The 22,327-nt window shown below is 38.5% G+C and carries 21 protein-coding genes; 13 read left to right on the top strand and 8 right to left on the bottom strand.

Features of this window, described 5'->3' with window-relative positions; genetic code table 11:
- Positions 1-93 precede the first annotated feature (93 nt).
- From truB to HMPREF0848_RS03365, 13 genes are all read left to right on the top strand, one after another.
- Positions 94-975, top strand: a complete 882-nt coding sequence (gene truB / locus HMPREF0848_RS03425) for a tRNA pseudouridine(55) synthase TruB (RefSeq protein WP_002888381.1) — start codon at positions 94-96, stop codon at positions 973-975.
- Positions 972-1,883: a bifunctional riboflavin kinase/FAD synthetase gene (locus HMPREF0848_RS03420; protein ID WP_008534647.1), complete on the top strand. Its 912-nt coding sequence runs from the start codon at positions 972-974 to the stop codon at positions 1,881-1,883. The genes truB and HMPREF0848_RS03420 overlap by 4 nt, the downstream gene beginning before the upstream one ends.
- Before the next feature lie 69 nt (positions 1,884-1,952).
- Positions 1,953-2,366: a Spx/MgsR family RNA polymerase-binding regulatory protein gene (locus HMPREF0848_RS03415; RefSeq protein WP_002888379.1), complete on the top strand. Its 414-nt coding sequence runs from the start codon at positions 1,953-1,955 to the stop codon at positions 2,364-2,366.
- Entirely contained in the window at positions 2,359-2,640 is a 282-nt protein-coding gene (locus HMPREF0848_RS03410) for a UPF0223 family protein (RefSeq protein WP_002888377.1), read from the top strand. Before HMPREF0848_RS03415 ends, HMPREF0848_RS03410 begins: the two co-directional genes overlap by 8 nt.
- On the top strand, positions 2,630-3,397 hold the full coding sequence (locus HMPREF0848_RS03405; RefSeq protein WP_008534646.1) for an inositol monophosphatase family protein: 768 nt from the start codon (positions 2,630-2,632) through the stop codon (positions 3,395-3,397). The genes HMPREF0848_RS03410 and HMPREF0848_RS03405 overlap by 11 nt, the downstream gene beginning before the upstream one ends.
- A gap of 74 nt (positions 3,398-3,471) precedes the next feature.
- The gene (locus HMPREF0848_RS03400) at positions 3,472-4,782 is read left to right on the top strand and encodes an RsmF rRNA methyltransferase first C-terminal domain-containing protein (RefSeq protein WP_037608871.1); all 1,311 of its coding nucleotides are present in this window, start codon (positions 3,472-3,474) and stop codon (positions 4,780-4,782) included.
- A gap of 118 nt (positions 4,783-4,900) precedes the next feature.
- Positions 4,901-5,776, top strand: coding sequence for a phosphate ABC transporter substrate-binding protein PstS family protein (locus HMPREF0848_RS03395; protein WP_021151881.1), 876 nt, complete (start codon positions 4,901-4,903; stop codon positions 5,774-5,776).
- A gap of 2 nt (positions 5,777-5,778) precedes the next feature.
- Positions 5,779-6,693, top strand: coding sequence for a phosphate ABC transporter permease subunit PstC (gene pstC, locus HMPREF0848_RS03390; protein WP_008534643.1), 915 nt, complete (start codon positions 5,779-5,781; stop codon positions 6,691-6,693).
- Positions 6,683-7,567, top strand: a complete 885-nt coding sequence (pstA, locus tag HMPREF0848_RS03385; protein ID WP_037608869.1) for a phosphate ABC transporter permease PstA — start codon at positions 6,683-6,685, stop codon at positions 7,565-7,567. The genes pstC and pstA overlap by 11 nt, the downstream gene beginning before the upstream one ends.
- A 10-nt stretch (positions 7,568-7,577) precedes the next feature.
- Complete coding sequence (gene pstB / locus HMPREF0848_RS03380; protein WP_008534641.1) at positions 7,578-8,381, top strand: phosphate ABC transporter ATP-binding protein PstB; 804 nt, start codon at positions 7,578-7,580, stop codon at positions 8,379-8,381.
- Positions 8,382-8,393: 12 nt separating this feature from the next.
- Complete coding sequence (gene pstB / locus HMPREF0848_RS03375; RefSeq protein WP_002888363.1) at positions 8,394-9,152, top strand: phosphate ABC transporter ATP-binding protein PstB; 759 nt, start codon at positions 8,394-8,396, stop codon at positions 9,150-9,152.
- Positions 9,153-9,179: 27 nt separating this feature from the next.
- Positions 9,180-9,833 carry a phosphate signaling complex protein PhoU gene (phoU, locus tag HMPREF0848_RS03370; protein WP_037608866.1) on the top strand — a complete coding sequence of 218 codons (654 nt, stop codon included), beginning with the start codon at positions 9,180-9,182 and terminating at the stop codon, positions 9,831-9,833.
- A gap of 135 nt (positions 9,834-9,968) precedes the next feature.
- Entirely contained in the window at positions 9,969-12,509 is a 2,541-nt protein-coding gene (locus tag HMPREF0848_RS03365) for a M1 family metallopeptidase (RefSeq protein ID WP_008534640.1), read from the top strand.
- Positions 12,510-12,663: 154 nt separating this feature from the next.
- On the opposite strand, the gene xerS is transcribed toward HMPREF0848_RS03365, so the two are convergent.
- From xerS to malQ, 8 genes are all read right to left on the bottom strand, one after another.
- Positions 12,664-13,734: a tyrosine recombinase XerS gene (xerS, locus tag HMPREF0848_RS03360; RefSeq protein WP_008534638.1), complete on the bottom strand. Its 1,071-nt coding sequence runs from the start codon at positions 13,732-13,734 to the stop codon at positions 12,664-12,666.
- 204 nt (positions 13,735-13,938) lie between these two features.
- Positions 13,939-14,928: a lipoate--protein ligase gene (locus tag HMPREF0848_RS03355; RefSeq protein WP_002888352.1), complete on the bottom strand. Its 990-nt coding sequence runs from the start codon at positions 14,926-14,928 to the stop codon at positions 13,939-13,941.
- A 91-nt stretch (positions 14,929-15,019) separates the two neighbouring features.
- Complete coding sequence (locus HMPREF0848_RS03350) at positions 15,020-15,925, bottom strand: type II restriction endonuclease (RefSeq protein WP_008534635.1); 906 nt, start codon at positions 15,923-15,925, stop codon at positions 15,020-15,022.
- A 126-nt stretch (positions 15,926-16,051) separates the two neighbouring features.
- On the bottom strand, positions 16,052-16,642 hold the full coding sequence (locus tag HMPREF0848_RS03345; protein ID WP_008534634.1) for a PD-(D/E)XK nuclease superfamily protein: 591 nt from the start codon (positions 16,640-16,642) through the stop codon (positions 16,052-16,054).
- Positions 16,639-17,487 (bottom strand): DNA-methyltransferase, encoded by an 849-nt coding sequence (locus tag HMPREF0848_RS03340; RefSeq protein ID WP_050787995.1) that lies wholly within the window; start codon positions 17,485-17,487, stop codon positions 16,639-16,641. The genes HMPREF0848_RS03345 and HMPREF0848_RS03340 overlap by 4 nt, the downstream gene beginning before the upstream one ends.
- A complete protein-coding gene (locus HMPREF0848_RS03335; protein WP_398578564.1) occupies positions 17,480-18,301 on the bottom strand; it encodes a DNA adenine methylase in 822 nt (273 codons plus the stop codon). The genes HMPREF0848_RS03340 and HMPREF0848_RS03335 overlap by 8 nt, the downstream gene beginning before the upstream one ends.
- Positions 18,302-18,415: 114 nt before the next feature.
- Positions 18,416-20,677 (bottom strand): glycogen/starch/alpha-glucan family phosphorylase, encoded by a 2,262-nt coding sequence (gene glgP, locus HMPREF0848_RS03330; RefSeq protein WP_008534630.1) that lies wholly within the window; start codon positions 20,675-20,677, stop codon positions 18,416-18,418.
- Between the two features lies 1 nt (position 20,678).
- Complete coding sequence (gene malQ, locus HMPREF0848_RS03325; protein ID WP_008534629.1) at positions 20,679-22,178, bottom strand: 4-alpha-glucanotransferase; 1,500 nt, start codon at positions 22,176-22,178, stop codon at positions 20,679-20,681.
- Between the last annotated feature and the right edge of the window lie 149 nt (positions 22,179-22,327).

The raw sequence follows: 22,327 nt of genomic DNA, 5'->3' as shown, positions 1-22,327 counted from the left end.
GTTATAAACATCTGAAGAGGCTAGAGAATTTACTCTTGGCCTCTTTATGTTTCTACCTAGCTCTTTAGGCTTGCTTTTGATATAATTAAAAGTATGATTTCGGGAATTATTAATCTAAAAAAAGAAGCTGGAATGACCAGTCACGATGCAGTATTTAAACTGCGCAAAATTTTACATGAAAAGAAAATCGGACACGGTGGAACCCTAGATCCTGATGTTACTGGTGTTTTACCTATAGCAGTTGGAAAGGCTACTCGTGTCATTGAATACATGACTGAAGCTGGCAAGGTCTATGAGGGTGAAATTACCATTGGCTTTTCGACAACGACCGAAGATGCTAGCGGTGACGTCGTCCAAACAACACCTTTAACAGAGCTGGATGAAGAATCTGTTGATAAAGCCATGTCTAGTTTTGAGGGCCAAATCACACAAACCCCACCGATGTACTCAGCAGTTAAAGTCAATGGGAAAAAACTTTATGAATATGCACGCGCCGGCCAAGAAGTCGAACGTCCACAACGCCAAGTGACAATTACCGAGTTTGTTCGTACCTCACCTATTAAACTTGAAAACGGCACTGCAAGATTTACCTTCCGTGTTGCTTGTAGCAAAGGAACTTATGTCCGTACCTTATCTGTCGACTTAGGTGCTAAACTTGGTTATGCTAGCCACATGTCTGCTTTGCGTCGAACAGCTTCAGCAGGGTTAACGTTAGATTTAGCCCTAACCCTCTCACAAATTTCAGAAATGGTAGAAGCAGGGGATGAGTCTTTCTTACTCCCTATCGAATTTGGTGTTCAGGACCTACCGGCTGTGCAAGTCACTGAAGAAGATGCCAAAGAAATCTCATTTGGTCGCTTTATTTCCTTAGAGAGCCAAGAACCTCTGGTAGCTGCCTTTTTGGGTGACAAGGTTCTAGCCATCATGGAAAAGCGACATCACGTCTATAAACCTAGAAAAGTATTAATCCAATGAAAGTAACGTCTATTAATGATTATAAAGATATCCATCAGGAGAAGGAAACAGTCCTTGTCTTAGGCTATTTCGATGCGCTTCACCGTGGTCATAAAGTCCTGTTTGATAAGGCACGTCAGATTGCTGATGAGAAACAGCTTGAAGTAGCTGTCCTTACCTTTAACGAGAGTCCGCAACTGACATTCCAACGCTATACAGATGACCTCCTTCTTCATATCACTGCACCTCAAAGACGTTGTAATCTTTTTGAAGCTTACGGAACAGATCAACTTTATTTAACAGATTTCAATAGTGATTTCGCCCGAACCAGTTCTGATGACTTCATTGATCGTTATATTAAGCGTTTGAAGGCTCAAGAGATTGTTGTGGGATTTGATTACAAGTTTGGACACCATCGAACGGATGCAGACTATTTAGCTCGAAATTTTTCCGGAAGGGTACATGTCATTGAAGAGCAACAAAGTGATGGTGAAAAAATTTCATCAACTCGTGTTCGCCAGTTGATTAGAGAAGGTAAGGTTAAAGAGGCAAATGACCTCTTGGGACATGAATTCTCTACACGAGGTATTGTGGTCCACGGAGATGCGCGTGGACGCACTATTGGTTTTCCAACGGCCAATCTAGCACCAATTGATAGAACCTTTCTACCAGCTGATGGGGTTTACGTTGCTGACGTCGTCATTGATGGAAAACGCTATCGTTCTATGACCAGCTTGGGTAAAAATGTCACCTTTGGAGGGACAGAACTGCGTCTTGAAGCCAACATCTTTGATTTTGAAGGCGACATCTATGGGAAAACGATTGAAGTCTTCTGGCTAGAATATATCCGTGATATGGTTAAGTTTAATAGCATAGATGAACTTTGTGGACAATTGAATGCAGACAAAAAAAATCGCAGAAAATTTTAAGAAAGCGTAGCCAAAACTATACAAATATTGTATAATAATTAGGAATGTTAAAGTGAAAGGGGCGTTTGCATGGTAACTTTATTTTTATCACCTAGCTGCACCAGCTGTAGGAAAGCAAGAGCCTGGTTGACCAATCATGAAGTTGCTTTTAACGAACACAATATTATCACAAGCCCATTAACCCACGATGAGTTGATGAGGATTTTGTCTTATACAGAAAATGGTACAGAGGATATCATTTCAACCCGTTCAAAAGTCTTTCAAAAATTAAACATCGATGTAGATGATTTAACTATCAAGGAACTTATTCAATTGATTTCTGAATATCCAAATCTTCTTCGTCGACCTATCATTATGGATAACAAACGCATGCAAATTGGGTTTAATGAAGATGAAATTCGTGCTTTTTTGCCTCGTGACTATAGAAAGCAAGAACTACGTCAAGCGACCATTCGTGCTGAAATTGAGGGTAACAATGACTAAAGGAAATTATTCCTACCCACTCGATCCATCGTGGAGCACTGAGGAAATTACCACAGTGCTTCATTTTTTGAGTCAGGTAGAAAAAGCATACGAAAGCAAGGTTGATCGTGATCAACTCTTGCAAGCCTATAAAGCATTTAAGATTGTTGTCCCCGGAAAGGCACCTGAAAAGCAACTCGACAAGGCTTTTGAAGAAGCTAGCGGTTTTTCAACCTACCAAGCTATCAAAGCCGCCAAAGCACAAGATAAAGGATTAATCTCACTTGGAAAATAAATTGAGTTTCGCAAAAGAAATCATAAAAGAAGCTGGAGATTTTATTAAAGACAGTTTGTCAAAAACGATAACAGTCGAAGAAAAGACAGCTTTTGATGATTTAGTAACTAATATTGATAAGCAAACACAAGATTTACTCGTTGCTAGGATTCAATCTGCTTTCCCTACGGATCATATTTTTGCAGAAGAAAATGGCCTAGTTCATGATATAAAAGATGGTAATGTCTGGGTCTTGGATCCTATTGATGGAACAGTCAATTTTATTGTTCAACAAGAAAATTTTTGTGTCATGATTGCTTACTACGAAGAGGGCCAAGGAAAATTCGGCCTCATTTATAACGTCATGGCTGATGAGCTTTTCTATGGTGGTGGCCAATTCGATGTTTATTGTAATGATAAGTTACTTCCAGTATATCAAGATCGTCCTTTAAATCGATGTCTAGTTGCTAGTAATGCAGCCATGTTTGCTAAAAATTTTCATGGCCTCCAAAGCTTTATTAATAAAACCTTGGGCGTACGTGTTTATGGTGGTGCCGGTTTAAGTATGTCAAAAGTCCTATCTGGTCAAATTTTAGCCTATTTTTCTATCATTTACCCGTGGGACTATGCTGCAGCAAGTATTATGGGTGAAAAATTAGGTTATCAGCTTGAGACCATTAACGGAGAAGCTCTTGATTACTCTAGTCGTCAAGCGGTAATGCTTGTTCCTAAAGCAAAGCTCAATGACATTAAAACCATTATGAGCTCTAAAGATTAATTGAATAAGTATACTGGACAAATCAGGACCATAAGTCCTCTTGGTTGGTCCAGTTTTTTAATAGAAAGGAAACTATGGAATTTCCATTAGATTTTGTAGAAAAATACACTAACTTATTAGGTAAAGAAGCAGATAACTTCTTCGCATCTTTTGACCAGGAAGCCGTATCTGCCTATCGCACAAATCCTCTTAAAAAGCAGCAGAAAAACTATCCTGATGCTATTCCTGAAACACCTTGGGGTCATTACGGGAAAATTTCTGGGAAATCTTCTGACCATGCGACTGGTTTAGTCTATTCTCAGGAACCTGCAGCTCAAATGGTCGCTCAAGTTGCAGCTCCAACTAAGGGAAGTCGTGTCTTAGATTTAGCAGCTGCTCCAGGCGGAAAATCTACCCATCTTCTAAGCTATCTAGACAATACAGGACTGCTCGTTAGCAATGAAATCAATCCCAAACGTAGCAAGATTTTAGTTGAAAATATTGAACGTTTTGGTGCTAGAAATGTCGTGGTGACTAATACGTCAGCCGATAAACTAGCTAAAGTTTTCAAAAATTACTTTGATACGATTGTCTTTGATGGACCATGTTCTGGTGAAGGGATGTTCCGCAAAGACCCTGATGCAATCCAATATTGGCACAAGGACTATCCGAGTGAGCTAGCACAATTGCAGAAGGACATCTTAACAGATGGTTTGAAGATGCTTGCCCCAGGTGGCCAATTAATCTACTCAACCTGCACCTGGTCCCCTGAGGAGAATGAAGGTGTGGTCTCTTGGATTTTAGAGAATTACCCTGACCTTGAATTGGTAGACATTCCGAAACAAAATGGTATGTGTCATGGAATCAATTTTCCAGAAACAGCTCGTATGTATCCGCATCATTTTAAGGGTGAGGGGCAATTTGTGGCAAAATTTCAAGATCAGCGCCTAACCGAGCAAAAGCGTATCAAAGAAGGGAAATCTAACCTCAATAAGGAGCAGAAGCAACTTTGGGAAGCCTTCGATAAAAAGCACCTTAAAACACATCTAGATGGTTTACTTCAGGTTTTTGGAGATAATCTTTACTTACTTCCTAATGGTCTTCCAGATCTTTCCAAAGTGAAAATCGCTCGTAATGGGTTGCATCTAGGAATCTTCAAGAAGAAACGTTTCGAACCAAGTTTTGCACTCGGAATGGCACTAACCTCTGATGAAGTTGTTTCAAGTCTATCCCTCAATCAAGAGCAGTTTGCCCAGTATGTTTCAGGCAATGTGGTTACTTTAGACCAAGCCCTTCCTAACGGTTGGTATCAATTATTGGTTGATGGCAATGGGTTTGGATTTGCCAAAGTCGTTGGAAATACCGTAAAAAATTACTATCCAAAGGGGTTGAGATACCATATCTGACAGCCTGTAATCAAAGTTTAATGTGACTTAATCATCCTATCCTTGGTATAATTAAAGAGATGTCTTTTAGAAGCCTATATATTACGCTATTTTGTTACAAAAATCTCGGAGGACAAAAATGAAAAAAACAAAAGTCCTTGCAGTGATTTTATCACTAGCAATGGCCACACTAGTCTTAACTGGCTGTGCCTCTTGGATTGACCGTGGTCAGTCCATTACAGCAGTTGGGTCTACGGCTCTTCAACCTTTAGTGGAAGCAGCAGCAGATGGTTTCGCTGAAAAGAGCCCTGAAAAAATTGTTAATGTCCAAGGGGGTGGTTCCGGTACAGGGCTTTCACAAGTTCAATCTGGAGCTGTCCAAATCGGTAACAGCGATCTCTTTGCTGAGGAAAAATCTGGAATAGATGCTAGTAAGCTTGTTGACTTTCAAGTTGCTGTTGCTGGCATTGCCGTTATTACCAATAAAGAAGTTTCTGTTGACAACCTAACAACAGAGCAACTTCGCAAAATTTTCACAGGCGAAATTACAAATTGGAAACAACTCGGTGGACAGGATTTGGATATTACCATCATCAACCGTGCAGCAAGTTCAGGATCACGTGCCACTTTTGATGCTGTCATTATGGACGGAAAATCCCCTATTCGCACGCAAGAGCAAGACTCTAACGGAATGGTTAAGTCAATTGTCGCTCAAACGCCTGGAGCGATTTCATACCTATCATTTGCTTACCTTGATGACTCTGTTAAAACATTGAAGCTTAATGGCTTTGAACCAAAGGCTGAAAATGTTGCAACTAATGATTGGCCAATCTGGTCTTACGAACATATGTATACTAAAGGTAAGCCCGATGGTTATACAAAACAATTCCTAGACTATATGATGAGCGACGAGGTTCAAGAGAACGTCGTTTCAAAAATGGGTTACATTTCCATCCATAGTATGAAAGTAACAAAGGATGCTGATGGTAAAGTCACAAAGAAGAGTGAGGAGTAAGCATGAAAAATGAAGATTTGGTGAAGCAGTTAACATCACCCTCTAAAAATTCACGCCTCGAAAAGTTTGGTAAAACAATCACTTTTCTTTGCCTAGCTTTGATTGTTTTCATTGTAGCAATGATTTTACTATTCGTAGCCCAAAAAGGACTAGCTACTTTCTTTGTCAATAAGGTTAGTTTGATTGAGTTCCTCTTTAGTGGGAATTGGTCACCATCTGAAGGCAAATTCGGGGCGCTGCCAATGATTTTGGGCTCATTCGTGGTTACCCTACTTTCAGCCTTAGTAGCAACGCCATTTGCTATTGGGGCAGCCATCTTTATGACTGAAATTTCTCCTAAGGGGGCTAAATTCCTGCAACCTGCTATTGAACTTTTGGTTGGGATTCCATCTGTTGTATATGGATTCATTGGTCTCCAAGTCGTGGTCCCATTTGTTCGTTTCATTTTTGGTGGTACAGGATTTGGTATCCTTTCAGGTACCTTTGTCTTGTTCGTCATGATTTTACCAACCGTAACCTTTATGACGACAGACACGCTTCGTGCGGTACCACGTCACTATCGTGAAGCCAGTCTTGCCATGGGGGCTACTCGCTGGCAAACCATTTGGCGAGTGACGCTTAATGCGGCTAAACCAGGTATCTTCACGGCCGTTATCTTTGGTATGGCCCGTGCCTTCGGTGAGGCTCTTGCCATCCAGATGGTCGTCGGAAATTCTGCTGTGGTTCCAACTTCTTTAACTACACCGGCAGCAACCTTGACATCTGTATTGACTATGGGAATCGGAAATACCGTCATGGGCACAGTTTCAAACAATGTCCTCTGGTCACTTGCCCTGGTACTCTTATTAATGAGCCTCGGTTTCAATATGTTGGTTAAATTCATTACCCGTGAAAGAAAGAGAAATTATGAACGCTAAAAAAATTGATAAAATTGCCATCGGCACACTCTATGTGATTGCTGGCATTATTGTAACAATACTAGCAGCCTTGATTCTCTATATCTTGGTTCGTGGGTTACCACACATTAGCTGGTCTTTCTTGACAAGTCGATCATCGTCCTACAAAGCCGGAGGAGGAATTGGTGTTCAACTCTACAATTCATTCTTTCTTTTAGTGATTACCTTGATTATTTCTGTCCCTCTTTCAATGGGAGCAGGTATTTATCTTTCCGAATACGCTAAAAAAGGAAGAGTCACAAACTTTGTAAGGACTTGTATTGAGATTCTTTCATCACTACCATCAGTAGTAGTTGGACTTTTTGGTTATTTGATTTTCGTTGTTCAATTTCAGTATGGTTTTTCAATTCTATCAGGTGCCTTGGCACTTACCGTTTTTAACCTACCACAAATGACACGTACTGTTGAAGATAGTCTAAGAACGGTTCACCATACCCAGCGTGAAGCAGGTCTTGCTTTAGGCTTGTCTCGCTGGGAAACCATCTGTTATGTTGTCGTACCAGAGGCCTTACCAGGAATTGTAACTGGGATTGTACTTGCATCTGGCCGTATTTTTGGAGAAGCAGCAGCACTTATTTACACAGCTGGTCAATCAGCACCGGCCCTTAACTGGGGTGACTGGAATCCACTTTCTATCTCTAGTCCGATTTCGATCTTCCGCCAAGCTGAGACGCTTGCTGTTCACATCTGGAAAGTCAATTCTGAAGGGACGACACCTGACGCTACAGCTGTATCAGCTGGTTCAGCAGCAGTACTCTTGATTTTCATTTTGATTTTCAACTTTGGTGCACGTCGTTTAGGGGCCTACCTCCACAAGAAATTAACATCCGCTTAAAGGAGTTACCATGACTAAATACAATTGGGATGAGCGTCATATTATCACCTTCCCAGAGAAGGAGCTCGCTCTTGAAACCAAGGACTTACATGTCTACTATGGCCAAAAAGAAGCCATCAAAGGTATTGATATGAAGTTCGAAAAAAATAAAATTACGGCTCTGATTGGGCCTTCGGGATGTGGAAAATCAACCTTCCTTCGTAGTTTAAACCGTATGAATGATACTATTGATATTGCCAAGGTCACTGGACAAATTCTATATGAAGGCGTCAATGTTAATGCTAATAATATCAATGTTTATGAAATGCGCAAACATATTGGCATGGTCTTTCAGCGTCCTAATCCTTTTGCCAAGTCTATTTATAAAAATATTACCTTTGCCCACGAACGTAAAGGGGTGAGAGACAAACAAACCTTGGATGAAATTGTTGAAACCTCACTTAAGCAGGCTGGACTTTGGGATCAGGTGAAAGATGATCTTCATAAATCAGCCTTTACCCTATCAGGCGGTCAGCAGCAACGGCTTTGTATAGCAAGGGCCATTGCTGTTAAACCACGTATCCTTCTCATGGATGAACCTGCCGCCTCACTGGACCCTCTTGCCACGATGCAACTAGAAGAAACCATGTTCGAACTCAAAGAAAACTACTCTATTATCATCGTAACGCACAATATGCAACAAGCAGCGCGTGCTAGTGATTATACAGCTTTCTTCTACCTTGGTGACCTCATCGAATACGACAAAACTAAGAAAATCTTCCAAGATGCTGCCCTACAGTCAACCAGTGACTATGTCTCAGGACGCTTTGGATAGAAAGGAGCATCTATGACTGAACCAATCATTTCCATCAATGATTTATCGGTGTATTTCAATAAGAAAAAAGCCCTTAATAACGTGACCATGGATTTCTATCCAAATGAAATCACAGCCCTTATCGGACCTTCAGGATCAGGAAAATCAACCTTGCTCCGTTCTATCAACCGAATGGGAGATTTAAACCCTGAGTGGACGCTTACTGGAGCAGTATCTTACAATGGTCATAATGTCTATAGTCCTCGAACGGACACTGTTGAGCTACGAAAGCAAATCGGTATGGTCTTTCAACAACCTAATCCCTTCCCCATGTCTATCTATGAAAACGTGGTTTATGGACTTCGTATCAATGGTATCAAAGACAAAGCAGTCCTTGATAAAGCAGTCGAAGAATCTCTAAAAGGTGCTTCAATATGGGAAGAAGTAAAAGACCGTCTCCATGAATCAGCTCTCGGCCTTTCGGGAGGACAACAACAACGTATCTGTATCGCAAGGGTTCTTGCAACATCACCAAAGGTTATCCTACTTGACGAGCCAACATCAGCTTTGGACCCTATCTCGGCAGGAAAAATCGAAGAAACCCTCTACAACCTAAAAGACCAGTACACTTTGTTGCTTGTTACTCGTTCTATGCAACAAGCTAGTCGTATCTCCCAACGAACAGGCTTTTTCCTTGATGGACAACTCATTGAATATTCATCGACTAAGCATATGTTCCTTAATCCACAACACAAAGAAACAGAAGATTACATTACCGGTAAGTTCGGTTAAGAAAGGACGGATTCATTACCAATTATGATGTTACGAACACCCTTCGAAGAAGAATTAGCAAAACTCCACAATCAATTTTATGCCATGGGTACCGAAGTTGCTGCTCAGCTCAAAAAAGCAGTACGTGCCTTCATCAGCCATGACCGTGAATTGGCTAAAGAAGTTATTGAAAACGATGAAATTGTCAATAACTACGAAACCAAACTTGAGAAAAAATCGCTTGAAATTATTGCCCTTCAGCAACCTGTATCAAGTGATTTACGTACTGTTATCACTGCACTAAAAGCATCTAGTGATGTCGAGCGTATGGGTGACCATGCCGTTGCCATCGCAAAGGCGACCATCCGTATTAAGGGTGAAAACCGAATGACTGATATTGAAGCTGAGATCAAGAAAATGGGGAAAGCAGTCCGCCATATGGTTGAAGAAGCTCTTGAAGTTTACTTGAATGCTGACGAAAAGCGTGCTTATGAAATCGCAGCTTCAGATGAAATCATTGACAACTTTTTCCGTGATATCCAATCCATGACGGTAGAAGGTGTCCGGAAAAATCCAGATGCAGCCTTCGCTGCTAAAGAATATTTCCAAGTACTCATGTATTTGGAACGCATTGGTGACTACGCCCGTAATTTATGCGAATGGGTCGTCTATCTCAAATCTGGTAAAATCATTGAACTGTAGGCAAAGCTTGCAATCTATGTTATAATGGGTCTGTATTGAATAAATTCAGGTACTTTTCTTTTAAAGTAAAGTACCTAATATCGAAACATTTGTCAGTCTGTTTCGATACGAAAAGCTAGTTAGGAGTATATACGTATGACAGCATCTGTTGCTCGTTTTATCGAAAGTTTCATCCCTGAAAATTATAATCTTTTCTTGGATATTAATCGTTCTGAAAAGACCTTTACAGGGAATGTTGCCATTACAGGTGAAGCCCTTGATAACCATATCTCCCTTCACCAAAAAGACCTTACCATCCATTCTATTCTCTTGGATAATGAATCACTAAACTTTCAAATGGATGATGCCAATGAGGCTTTCCATATTGAACTTCCAGAGACTGGGGTTTTAACGCTTGTCATTGAATTTTCAGGTCGTATTACAGACAATATGACCGGGATCTACCCATCATATTACACCCACAATGGTGAGAAGAAGGAAATCATTTCAACACAGTTTGAATCTCATTTTGCGCGTGAAGCTTTCCCATCTATTGATGAACCAGAAGCTAAAGCGACCTTTGATTTCTCATTGAAATTTGACGCTGAAGAAGGCGATATTGCCTTGTCAAATATGCCTGAAATCAATAGTCATCTCCGTGAAGAAACTGGCGTTTGGACCTTTGAGACAACACCACGTATGTCAACTTATCTCCTAGCCTTTGGGTTTGGAGCTCTCCAAGGTAAAACCGCTAAAACTCAAAACGGTACAGAAGTCGGCGTCTTCGCTACAGTTGCACAAGCAGCAAACAGTGTTGACTTTGCGCTTGACATTGCCGTTCGTGTCATTGATTTCTACGAAGATTATTTCCAAGTAAAATATCCTATTCCATTGTCTTACCACCTTGCCCTTCCTGATTTCTCAGCAGGTGCTATGGAAAACTGGGGACTTGTTACTTACCGTGAGGTTTACCTTCTTGTAGATGAAAATAGCTCTGTTGTAAGCCGTCAACAGGTAGCCCTTGTTGTTGCCCACGAATTAGCTCACCAATGGTTCGGTAACCTTGTAACGATGAAATGGTGGGATGACCTCTGGCTTAACGAAAGTTTTGCCAACATGATGGAATATGTTTCAGTAGATGCTATTGAACCAAGTTGGAACATCTTTGAAGATTTCCAAACAACTGGTGTTCCACATGCCCTCCAACGTGATGCTACAGATGGTGTCCAGTCTGTCCATATGGAAGTCAATCATCCTGATGAGATTAATACCCTCTTTGACAGTGCCATCGTTTATGCTAAGGGTAGCCGTCTCATGCACATGTTGCGTCGTTGGCTAGGTGATGAAGCCTTTGCTAAAGGACTTAAAGCTTATTTTGAAAAGCACCAATATAATAACACTGTTGGACGTGATCTTTGGGATGCCCTTTCAGATGCTTCAGGAAAAGATGTCTCTAGCTTTATGGATACTTGGTTGGAACAACCAGGTTACCCAGTAGTTAATGCAGAAGTTGTTGATGACACGCTTGTCCTTAGTCAAAAACAGTTCTTCATTGGTGAACACGAGGATAAAGGTCGACTTTGGGAAATCCCATTGAACTCAAATTGGAAGGGTCTACCAGATACACTTTCAGTAGAACGAATTGAGATTCCAAATTATGGTCAACTTGAAGCCCAAAATGAGGGGGCTCTCCGTCTCAACACAGCAAATACAGCTCACTACATCACAGATTACCAAGGACAGCTCTTGGACAATATCCTTGATGAATTTGCACTCCTTGATACTGTAAGTAAACTTCAAATCTTGCAAGAACGTCGTCTCTTAGCTGAAAGTGGACGTATTTCTTACGCAAGCCTAATCACCTTGCTTGATTTGGTTGAAAAAGAAGAAAGCTTCTTGATTGCTCAAGCTAAATCACAAATTCTTAGCGGTTTGAAGCGTTTTATTGATGAAGATACAGAAGCAGAAGTTCATTATAACGCCTTGGTACGTCGTCAATTCCAAAATGACTTTGAGCGTCTTGGTTTTGAAGCCAAAGAAGGCGAGTCAGATGAAGACGAGATGGTACGTCAGACAATGCTTGGCTATTTGATTCAGGCAGACTATCAACCGGCCGTTTTAGCAGCAGCAAGTGTTTTCCAAGCACATAAAGAAAACTTCGAAAGCATTCCAGCAAGTGTCCGAGGTCTTGTCCTTATCAACCAAATGAAACAAGAAAACAGTCTTGAGCTTGTTGAAGAATATGTGAATGCTTACGTTGCAACCAACGATAGTAACTTCCGTCGTCAATTGACTCAAGCAGTCGCTTACCTTAAAAATCAAGAAGGTCTTGACTACGTTTTAGGTCATTTGAAGGATAAAAATGTTGTTAAACCTCAAGATTTGTACCTTTGGTACCTAAGCTTCCTTAATAAATCTTATGCTCAAGAAACCATTTGGAACTGGGCTAAAGAGAATTGGGAATGGATTAAGGCTGCCCTTGGTGGAGATATGAGCTTTGATACCTTTGTTAATATCCCAGCATCGGTCTTTAAAACTCAAGAACGTCTTGATCAGTATATTGCCTTCTTTGAGCCACAAACAAGCGATAAAGGCCTAGAACGTAATATCTTGATGGGAATTAAGACAATTGCCGCACGAGTAAACTTGATTGACAAAGAAAAAGCAGCCGTTGAATCTACACTTAAAGATTATTAGTGAAAACAAACAAGCTTTCCAAAATGGAGAGCTTGTTTTTGCGTGAACTATTTTACATAAATAAAGTTATGTTATTATAAACCACTTTATTGCATAATTAAATTTATGCAAATTACAAAACCATTCCGAGTTGGAATGGCTAGTAGTAAACTTATCATAGATTGTCTAGGGCGTTTTTTTGCTCATCATTAACAATATGCGTGTATAGATCAGTGACCTGAGTAGAAGCATGGCCAAGTTGGTGACTAACTAAAACTTGAGACTTGGTAGCATCATAAAGACGTGTAGCCAAGGTGTGTCGTAATTTGTGGGGAGTCACACGTATCTTGAAGTCCTGAGAATATTTAGCAACCATTTTTTCGATACTTGAAGCATCAATACGGTTAGGTACACCTCGATATTCCGTTAAAAATAGGGCAAGGTCTTGCTTTTCAGCCTTATAGCGTTTATCACGTATACTAAGGTAAGACTCAAGATAAGGTTTTGCAAAACTTGCTACATTAACTGAGTCTCGTTTGCCACCTTTTCGAGTAACATCAATGACCATCATTTTCAGATTGATATCTTTAAGGTCCAGGTTAACAGCCTCAGAAAGTCGAACCCCTGAAGCCAGTAGCAAGGCAATAATTGCTAGATCTCGCTCTTTATTCTTATAAAACGACGATTTTGCGCGATTTGATAGTTTGACTTCGTATTCTTTTTCTACATAATCAAGGAACTCCATGGTTTCATCGCCTAGAAAGAGTTTCTGTTTGATATTCTCAGCTCGAGCAGCTAAAGTTTCTTTCTTTTTCTTAGTAGAAACTTTTTTCATGACGTTACGATAGAAATATGGCTCACCATCAGGACCCTCGACCTCCTCGGTTAAATACTTATAGAGACTAGATAGAGCTGAAAGTGTCCGGTTAATGGTCGTTTGAGAGACACCTTGTTTTGTAGAATAGGTATTTAAAGAGGGACGTTCACGGAGATAAAGGACAAACGATTCCATATCTTTTTTTGTAAGATTTTCTAGGGTTTTGATGTCAATTGAGGCAATCTCATCAGCATCTGAAATGCCTGAGTCAATCAACCAGTCAAAAAAGCGTTTATATTCCTTGAGATATTCATATAAGGTCGTAAAAGAATACGGTACCGATAGTTTCGATTGGTAATATTCCAAGACGAACCACGGCATGAGAGCTTTGTATTCTTCAATTTTTTCCAGTAAAAGTTCACGTTTCATTGGTTTATTTCTCCATAATTACTTAATAGAAGTATATCACACCTATATCTTTCTTTCAAGAAAATTACAGTTTTTCGGAAAGATGTTATAAGGTATTTTTTCTTAGAGGGTTTATAGATTTACCGGTCAGCCTATCTAGAGACTCACTTAGTCAATCAAAAAAGAAAAAACAACCTGGAATTTTCCAGATTGTTAATACAATGATTAAGCTACGATAGCTTTTGCAACCTCCTCGGTTGTCATACGTGAGAAATAATGTGTTGTATCAATAGTTTCAAGTTTAGCCAAGACATCGTCGTACTCGTAAGGTATTCCGACCAACAAGTCTTCAATATCTGATACATCTCCGATACCAAAGAAATCTCCGTAAATCTTAACAGATTTAATGATTGAATTTTCAACATTGGCATAGGTTGAAATTTTACCAGCTGGGTAACGAACATTACGTTCTACTGTGTATTCTGGTGACTGTCCGTAAGTCCAATCCCAAGTATTAAATTGTTTCTCGTAAGACTCTTGAATCTTTGCTAATTCATCTTCAGAAAGGACGTATTCTTCCATGTCAGGATAAAATTCCTTCATTTTTTCCAAGATTTTATCTGAGAATTCGTTTACGGTAATCTTTTCTGGCAATTCGTCTACAATGTTTGTCACACGGGCACGTACAGACTTAACGCCTTTAGATTCAATCTTGTCTTTGCTGACTTTGAGGGCTTGGCCAAGAACGGACATATCAACGTCAAAGAGCAAGCAACCATGGTGCATCATACGACCTTTATAGTAAGCTTGAGCATTTCCACAGAACTTTTTACCATCGATTTCAAGGTCATTACGGCCAGTAAATTCAGCCTTAACACCCAAATCAGCAAGTGTTGCGATTACCGGTTGAGAAAAGGTCTTAAAGTCAAATGCGCCTTCATCTGCCTTATTAGAGATGATGGTATAATTAAGGTTGTTCAAATCGTGATAAACAGCGCCACCACCAGACAAACGACGAACGACCTTAATATTATGAGCATCTGTATATTCTTTGTTAATCTCTTGAATGGTATTTTGGTGTTTCCCAACAATGATAGCTGGACGGTTAATCCAGAGAATGAATAATTCATCTTCATTTACCAATTCACGAAAGGCATAGGCTTCCAAAGCAATATTATAGGCAGGATCATTTGATGTGTTTACAATGTATTTCATGAGGTCTCCTCTTGTAATGTGATACTTATATTATAAAGGAAAACGGTGACAAAGTACACGAAGATGGCTTGGGAGATAACACGTTAACTTGTTACTTTAGTAAATTAAATAGGAATCCATTTTTTAACATTTCTAAATTAAAGACATTGACAATGTGTCCGAAAGCTTCAGCTAGTGGAAGATGAGCGGTTTTCCAGCCTATTCCATCTGTCACCCAAACAAATTCCACATTATCTTCTGATGTGACTACAAACTGGCTTAGTTCTGTAAATTCCCCAGCCACAGCTTTAAGCTTGCTTCCACCTCCACCATAGTAATTTGTTTCAATTAACCACACTTTATGTTTTTCTTCAGAATAGACTGCAACATCGAATCTACGTTGAGATTTATCAACTGGTACATCAATATTCCAGGTATCCTTGATAAAACTTGCAGTTGCTTGAGCTTTATAGGATAGACCGTATGCTTTGCATACTTTTGAGACATTTCTTTCAAGTATACCTTCCATCGTTGTACCACTACGATTTTTACGGCCATTACTATCTAATCCTGTTTCAACTCCATAGACATAGTCAACTAGAGACCGATTGGCTTCATTTTGAAGAAAATTTAAAAGACCAGATCTCTCAATAAAATCGATATAACCTTTGATATTATGTGTATCAATATTTTTAAAATCTAACTGATAAAAACTCATATTATCAGTTTCATCCAGTGATAACACATCAATAACCTTATCACGGCATGCAATTAAACTAGGAATGGCCTTTAATAGTTCTGGTTGTTTTTCAAACAACTCTAGAGCAACGTTATAAATATTTTTCTTACCAATTAAATAATTTAGTGTATTTAATTCAATCTCATACTTTTTAGTTTCTCGATTTACTTTTTCCCAATTCACATAATATTCAGGTGTGCGATTTGTGACAGAAAGAGTCGATAAAAAAATATTAAGACGGTCTGATGGTAAAGATGAAATATATTTGTAGTAATCCATTATTGTAATCTCCTTGAACTATTATTAATTATATGGTCATTTCATTAGTTAAAATGAAGATAATAAATGTTCTTATTCAGTAAAAGTTCTTATATTCATTGGATAGTATTAGAAGTAACTTTATTGTCAAACTTTAGGTACAGGTAATCCAAACTCCTTTAATGGAATATAATTAAACCGATAATAACATCCGACACTATTTACATAATCTAGAACATCTTTATATTTCTTCTTCAAGAACCATTCATCTAGAAGATAATAATACTTTACTTCCTTATTTAATGGAGAAAAAAGCTTCTTATACTGCTTTAGCTTAAAATCACAAGTCTGCAATTTTTCATCTACACTTCCATTAGTATTTTGAGTCTTTTTTTCAATTATGAAAACTGTATTATTATCCATTACAAAAATCGAATCATCTGGCAAAAGTTTTTTTGAAAGAATTTCATTGTATTTTAAATCTACTTCATCAAAATAACGGTATAATCCATGCTTTTGAAATATTTCTGTAACGTACTCTCCTTTATAGGTTACACTCCATCGAGAAACTTTTTTTCGTTTCTTTTTTGTAACTTTGCCATCTTTTCGCTCGATATCAAAATCATTTTCAAAAATTTCATATCCATTTTGCTTTGCGATGAACGTTGGCAAATCCGTTTTTAACTCAAAAGCTAATCCTGTTTTAGTAATTGCACCACCGACTCCACCTTTTATCAATTATTTTCCTCCTTTAAAAAAGATTTATCAGAACATATCATCGAAGCATATTTTTCTCTCTCTAATCTTGCTTGTGCTATTTTTAAATAATCCTTCTCAGAATCTATTCCAATAAAGTACCGTCCTAGCCTCTTAGCCACCACTCCAGTTGTACCACTACCTACAAAAGGATCAAGAATATAATCATTAGGTTTGGTAGATGCTAAAATGATGCGCTCTAAAAGGTACTCCGGCTTTTGTGTTGGATGCTTACCTGCCCATTTTTCAGCTTTCTTAGTTAATGCACCAGTCCAGACATCTTTCATCTGTTTTCCACCATTAAGTTCTTTCATCAATTCATAATTATAATAATGCTTTGCTTTTTTATCATTTTTTCGAGCCCATAATACAGTCTCTGTGGAATGTGTGAAATAACGACAAGATAGATTCGGTGCAGGATTAGTTTTTTGCCATGTTATATTATTTAAAATTTTAAAACCTTCTTGTTCTAAGGCCATCCCAACAGAATATATATTATGAAAACTACCTGAAACCCAAATTGTTCCATTGGGTTTCAAAACTTTTTTTGCTAATCTAATCCAATTTCTATTAAAATCATGCTTTTCTTCAAGAGTATCAATTTTATCCCAGTCTCCTTTGTTTACTGAAACGACTTTACCTCCTGAATTTGAGAAACCTCCATTACTTAAAAAATATGGTGGATCCGCAAAAATCATATCCATACTTTCAGGTTTTATCTTTTTTAAAAACTCAAATGTATCTGCATGTACCAAGATTGCTTTATCTTTATAATAGTATGGTTTGTCCATTACAACACCTCCATACTCATATTCGTAATTATTCATAATTTGTAACGATAATTTCCTTAATTTTCCCACGACTTGTTGGCTTTGCACCATTTGTACGCGAAGCATCCACATAATGGAGATTAAACTCTTGATAAAGATCCTCGACTAATGGACTTGAAGAATTTGATAAAATAACATTAACACCACGGCGTGTTAAATCCCTAACGGTATTTCTTAACCTTACTTGATCTTCATAAGAAAAACCCTCATGAGTATAAGAAGTGAAAGAACTCGTTTCAGACAAAGGAATATAAGGTGGGTCAAAATATACTAAATCACCATCAATGGCATCAGCAACAGCGTTAGCAAAGTCTCCTTGTAAAATTTGAATATTATTAGCGTTTAGATACCCAGATACTTCATAAATCAAATCTTTGTCTAGAATTTTCGGATTTTTATATCGGCCGTACGGGACATTGAATTGATTTTTTGAATTCACACGATAAAGACCATTAAAATCGACTCGTAACATATAAAGAATTCTTGCAGCTCTTTCAACATCAGTCATACTCTCAATACGTCCATCTCTGTCGGCGGAACGAATATTAAGATAATAATCTTTCGAATTTTTATCTCTATGTTCTGCTAATAGATCTATTAACTCATTCGGATTGTCTCGTATCTGTAAATACGAATTTATCAATTCCTCATTAAAGTCATTTATAACTGCATCATGTGGTAAGAGCTTAAAAAGTAGTGCTCCACCACCTATAAAAGGCTCATAATACCTATTAAAATCATCAGGTAATAACTCTGTCAAAATAGGTAATAACTTACGTTTACCACCGGTCCACTTTGTAAAAGGTTTCATTCTTTTATTATAACAAAACATAGATATTGATTACACACTTTTTTAGTTTTTTTTACACATACATAAAAAACAAGACCATTTCTGATCTCGTTTTCCTTCTATGCAACTAGAATATTATTTTGTGTGCCAGATGTCTTTGTCATACTGTTCGATTGTACGGTCAGATGAGAAGAATCCTGCTTCAGCGATGTTGTAAACGACTTTCTTGTTCCATGCATCTTGATCTTCGTAAGCTGCATATACTTCTTCTTTCTTGTCGATGTATTCAGCCAAGTCAATCAATGTCATGAACCAGTCTTTAGAGATAAGTTCTTTGTGGAGACGTTCCAAGCGTTCTTTATCACCAAGTTTAACAAGATCTTTGCTTACGATAAAGTCAACAGCTGCTTTGATGTTAGCATCTTTTTCGTAGTAATCACGTGATACATAACCACCTTTATCGTAAAGGTCGATGATTGTATCAGAGTCTTTACCGAACGTGAAGATGTTTTCTGGTCCTACCAATTCAGCAATCTCAACGTTGGCACCATCCATTGTACCAAGTGTAAGGGCACCGTTAAGCATGAATTTCATGTTACCTGTACCTGAAGCTTCTTTAGAAGCCAATGAGATTTGTTCTGAAATATCTGTCGCTGGGATAAGGTGTTCAGCAACTGTTACGTTGTAGTTCTCAACCAAGTGAACGTTGAGGTATTTGCTTACTTCTGGGTCATTATTAATGAGTTCAGAAAGTGACAAGATCAAGTGGATGATGTCTTGAGCAATAACGTAGGCAGGAGCTGCTTTACCACCAAAGATGATAGTGATTTTACGTTTTGGAAGGTTTCCTTTTTTGATTTCCAAGTATTTGTGGATGACATACAAAGCGTTCATTTGTTGACGTTTGTATTCGTGGAAACGTTTGATTTGAGTATCAATGATTGAGTTTTCATCAAGATCAATACCTTTATTGGCTTTAAGGTAACGTTTAAGAGCCAATTTGTTATCGTATTTGATTTGGGACAAACGTTTGTGTACTGCAGGATCATCCGCAAAAGCAGCCAATTTTTCCAATTGAGTGGCATCAGTAAGGTAATCATCACCAATCAATTCTTTAATGTAATCAGCAAGTTCTTGGTTTGAGAACTCTAACCAACGACGGAATGTAATACCGTTAGTCTTGTTGTTGAAACGGTCTGGATAAAGGTCGTAGAATGGTTTCAACTCAGATGCTTTAAGGATTTCTGTGTGAAGTGCTGCAACACCATTTACGCTTGTAGAGAAGTGGATATCCATGTGTGCCATGTGAACACGGTTGTGTTCGTCAATGATTTGAACGCGTGGATCTTCGAATTTTTCACGAATGATAGCATCCAATTTTTTGATGATAACAACAAGGTGTGGAACAACTTCTTCAAGGTAGTCAAGAGGCCATTTTTCAAGGGCTTCAGCCAAGATAGTGTGGTTTGTGTAACCAACCATTTTGCTTACGATTGCCACTGCTTCATCAAATTCAAATCCATGTTTTTCTGTCAAAAGACGGATCAATTCAGGAATAACCATTGATGGGTGAGTATCATTGATTTGTACGTAAGCGTAATCTGGAAGATCGTGAAGGTTAGATCCACGTTCGATAGCTTCGTCAATCAAAAGTTGAGCAGCATTTGATACCATAAAGTATTGTTGGTAGATACGCAAGAGCTCACCTTTACGAGTTGAATCATCTGGGTAAAGGAAAAGTGTCAAGTTCTTTTGGATTTCGTCTTGATCAAAAGTAATTCCTTTTTCAATCAAACCATAGTCCAAACCATTAATATCAAAGAGGTTAAGATAGTTCTTAGTTTCTTTCTTGTAACCCAAGATGTCCAAACGGTCCAAGCGAGATTTCAAAGTGAAGTTTTTGAATGGAACATCGTAAGAAATGTCTGTTGGTACCAACCATGATTGGTCTTCAATCCAGTAGTTTGGTTCTGCTTCTTGTTTGTTATCTTTAAAGACTTGTTTGAAAAGACCACAGTGGTAGTTAAGACCGACACCTTCACCGTTGATGCCAAGTGTTGACATAGAATCGATGAAACATGAAGCCAAACGTCCCAAACCACCATTACCAAGAGATGGTTCTGGTTCAACGTCTTCAATTTCGCTGATTGATTTACCAGCAGCAGCCAATTCAGCTTTAACATCTTTGTAGATGCCCAAGTTGATCAAGTTGTTAGACAAAAGTTTACCAATCAAGAATTCAGCTGAGATATAGTAAACTTTACGTTTGCTATCGTTTTTAGATTTTGGAGCAGCTGCTTCTTTTACGAATTCCAACAAAAGATAGTAGATTTCTTCGTTTGAAAGGTCCTTAAGATTTTTGTTTTTTGCTTCAACATATTGTGTAAATGTAGCCATTTTAGTTATTACCTCGATTATATCTTTCTGTAATGTCTGTCAAAAATTCTTTCTTATCGACAGTAATTTCACCTGGAAGCATACGCCATTTCCAGTTTTCACCAACTGTGTTAGGGAAGTTGGTACGGCTATTTTCAGGTTTATCAAGGATATCCTGCATAGTCGCAATAGCAGTGTCGCTTACTGTTGCAAAGAGTGTGCGAAGAAGGGCACGTGTGATAGGTTCACCTTGACGGCGGTTGATGTAAGCATCTGTGTAATCACGTTGCTCTTGTGTTAAATTATCGTACCAGCCGTTAACCACTTCGTTATCGTGTGTACCTGTATAGGCAACTGAGTGTTGTGTGTAGACGTGTGGAATGTCAATACTGTTTCCAGTTGTATCATAGAAACCAAATTGTACAATCTTCATTCCAGGATAGCCACAGTCTGCAAGAAGTTGACGTGTCTTATCATCAATATTTCCAAGGTCTTCGGCGATGATGTTAAGGTCACCCAATTCTTTTTTAACCACTTTGAAAAGATCGTAACCAGGTCCTGGAACCCATTCACCATTTTCAGCAGTTTCATCTCCACCAGGAATTTCCCAGAAGTCAGAGAAACCTTTGAAGTGGTCAATACGCAAGTAATCATAAAGTTTGAATGATTCTTGGATACGGAATACCCACCAAGCATAATTTTCAGCTTTGTGTTTATCCCAAGCGTAGATTGGGTTACCCCAAAGCTGACCAGTAGCTGAGAAGTTATCTGGTGGAACTCCGGCAATGTAACGTGGTTTACACTCTGCATCTAGTTTGAAGAGATGTGGTTGCGTCCAAACTTCAACACTATCAGCTGAGATGTAAATTGGCATGTCACCAATGATTTGAATACCATTCTCATTGGCATAAGCTTTAAGTTCAGCCCATTGACTGAAGAATAGGTATTGAACTACTTCGTGATAAGTAATCACTTCAGCAAGTTCCTTACGAAGTTTAGCAAGAGTAGCTTTATCACGTTTAACAGCTTTTTTATCATCCCAATCTTGAAGAGCTTTGTTATTAAAGTGTTCTTTAATAGCCATAAATTCAGCATAATCAGCTAACCAGTTAGCATTTTTAGTTTTAAAAGCTTGGAATTTTTTAGCTTCTTTTTTATCTGCCAAGATAGCTTTTACTGCTTTTTCAAGGATTGGACGACGTGCTTCGTACACTTTAGCATAGTCAATAAACTCAGGATCTGACCCAAAGTCAGCATCTTTAACATCAGCTTTAGTTAAAAATTTGTCACGAATAAGGAAATCCAAATCGATAAAGTGTGTATTTCCCGCTACCGCTGAGAATGATTGGTAAGGTGAGTCCCCATAACTTGTTGTAGTAAGTGGCAAAATCTGCCAGTAAGTTTGTTTTGTCTCTTTTAAGAAATCAACAAAGTCATAGGCTGCTTGACCGAAAGAACCGATCCCGTAGTCACCTGGTAGTGATGTGATGTGCATCAAAACACCGCTTGCTCGTTTGTTCATAAAGTTTACCTCAAATTATTTTTTACACTTATGATTATAATGCAAACGCTTGCATAAGTCAAGAGTTTTTAACAAAAAAATGGGATTTTTTTATATTTTTTTGAATGAATGTTCGTGAAATAAACGCTTTCATATCTAAATTATAGCTT

It is taken from the genome of Streptococcus sp. C150 (genome assembly GCF_000187445.1).
Taxonomy (GTDB): Bacteria; Bacillota; Bacilli; order Lactobacillales; family Streptococcaceae; genus Streptococcus; species Streptococcus raffinosi.
Note: the sequence above shows the minus strand (reverse complement) of the source record. Positions and strands in the feature narration are given on the sequence as shown.

Excerpts from the sequence above, each read along its gene's own strand:
- truB (WP_002888381.1), top strand. The coding sequence starts at position 94 with ATGATTTCGGGAATTATTAATCTAAAAAAAGAAGCTGGAATGACCAGT.
- HMPREF0848_RS03420 (WP_008534647.1), top strand. The coding sequence starts at position 972 with ATGAAAGTAACGTCTATTAATGATTATAAAGATATCCATCAGGAGAAG.
- HMPREF0848_RS03415 (WP_002888379.1), top strand. The coding sequence starts at position 1,953 with ATGGTAACTTTATTTTTATCACCTAGCTGCACCAGCTGTAGGAAAGCA.
- HMPREF0848_RS03410 (WP_002888377.1), top strand. The coding sequence starts at position 2,359 with ATGACTAAAGGAAATTATTCCTACCCACTCGATCCATCGTGGAGCACT.
- HMPREF0848_RS03400 (WP_037608871.1), top strand. The coding sequence starts at position 3,472 with ATGGAATTTCCATTAGATTTTGTAGAAAAATACACTAACTTATTAGGT.
- HMPREF0848_RS03395 (WP_021151881.1), top strand. The coding sequence starts at position 4,901 with ATGAAAAAAACAAAAGTCCTTGCAGTGATTTTATCACTAGCAATGGCC.
- pstC (WP_008534643.1), top strand. The coding sequence starts at position 5,779 with ATGAAAAATGAAGATTTGGTGAAGCAGTTAACATCACCCTCTAAAAAT.
- pstA (WP_037608869.1), top strand. The coding sequence starts at position 6,683 with ATGAACGCTAAAAAAATTGATAAAATTGCCATCGGCACACTCTATGTG.
- pstB (WP_008534641.1), top strand. The coding sequence starts at position 7,578 with ATGACTAAATACAATTGGGATGAGCGTCATATTATCACCTTCCCAGAG.
- pstB (WP_002888363.1), top strand. The coding sequence starts at position 8,394 with ATGACTGAACCAATCATTTCCATCAATGATTTATCGGTGTATTTCAAT.
- phoU (WP_037608866.1), top strand. The coding sequence starts at position 9,180 with ATGTTACGAACACCCTTCGAAGAAGAATTAGCAAAACTCCACAATCAA.
- HMPREF0848_RS03365 (WP_008534640.1), top strand. The coding sequence starts at position 9,969 with ATGACAGCATCTGTTGCTCGTTTTATCGAAAGTTTCATCCCTGAAAAT.
- xerS (WP_008534638.1), bottom strand. The coding sequence starts at position 13,734 with ATGAAACGTGAACTTTTACTGGAAAAAATTGAAGAATACAAAGCTCTC.
- HMPREF0848_RS03355 (WP_002888352.1), bottom strand. The coding sequence starts at position 14,928 with ATGAAATACATTGTAAACACATCAAATGATCCTGCCTATAATATTGCT.
- HMPREF0848_RS03350 (WP_008534635.1), bottom strand. The coding sequence starts at position 15,925 with ATGGATTACTACAAATATATTTCATCTTTACCATCAGACCGTCTTAAT.
- HMPREF0848_RS03340 (WP_050787995.1), bottom strand. The coding sequence starts at position 17,487 with ATGAATAATTACGAATATGAGTATGGAGGTGTTGTAATGGACAAACCA.
- HMPREF0848_RS03335 (WP_398578564.1), bottom strand. The coding sequence starts at position 18,301 with ATGAAACCTTTTACAAAGTGGACCGGTGGTAAACGTAAGTTATTACCT.
- glgP (WP_008534630.1), bottom strand. The coding sequence starts at position 20,677 with ATGGCTACATTTACACAATATGTTGAAGCAAAAAACAAAAATCTTAAG.
- malQ (WP_008534629.1), bottom strand. The coding sequence starts at position 22,178 with ATGAACAAACGAGCAAGCGGTGTTTTGATGCACATCACATCACTACCA.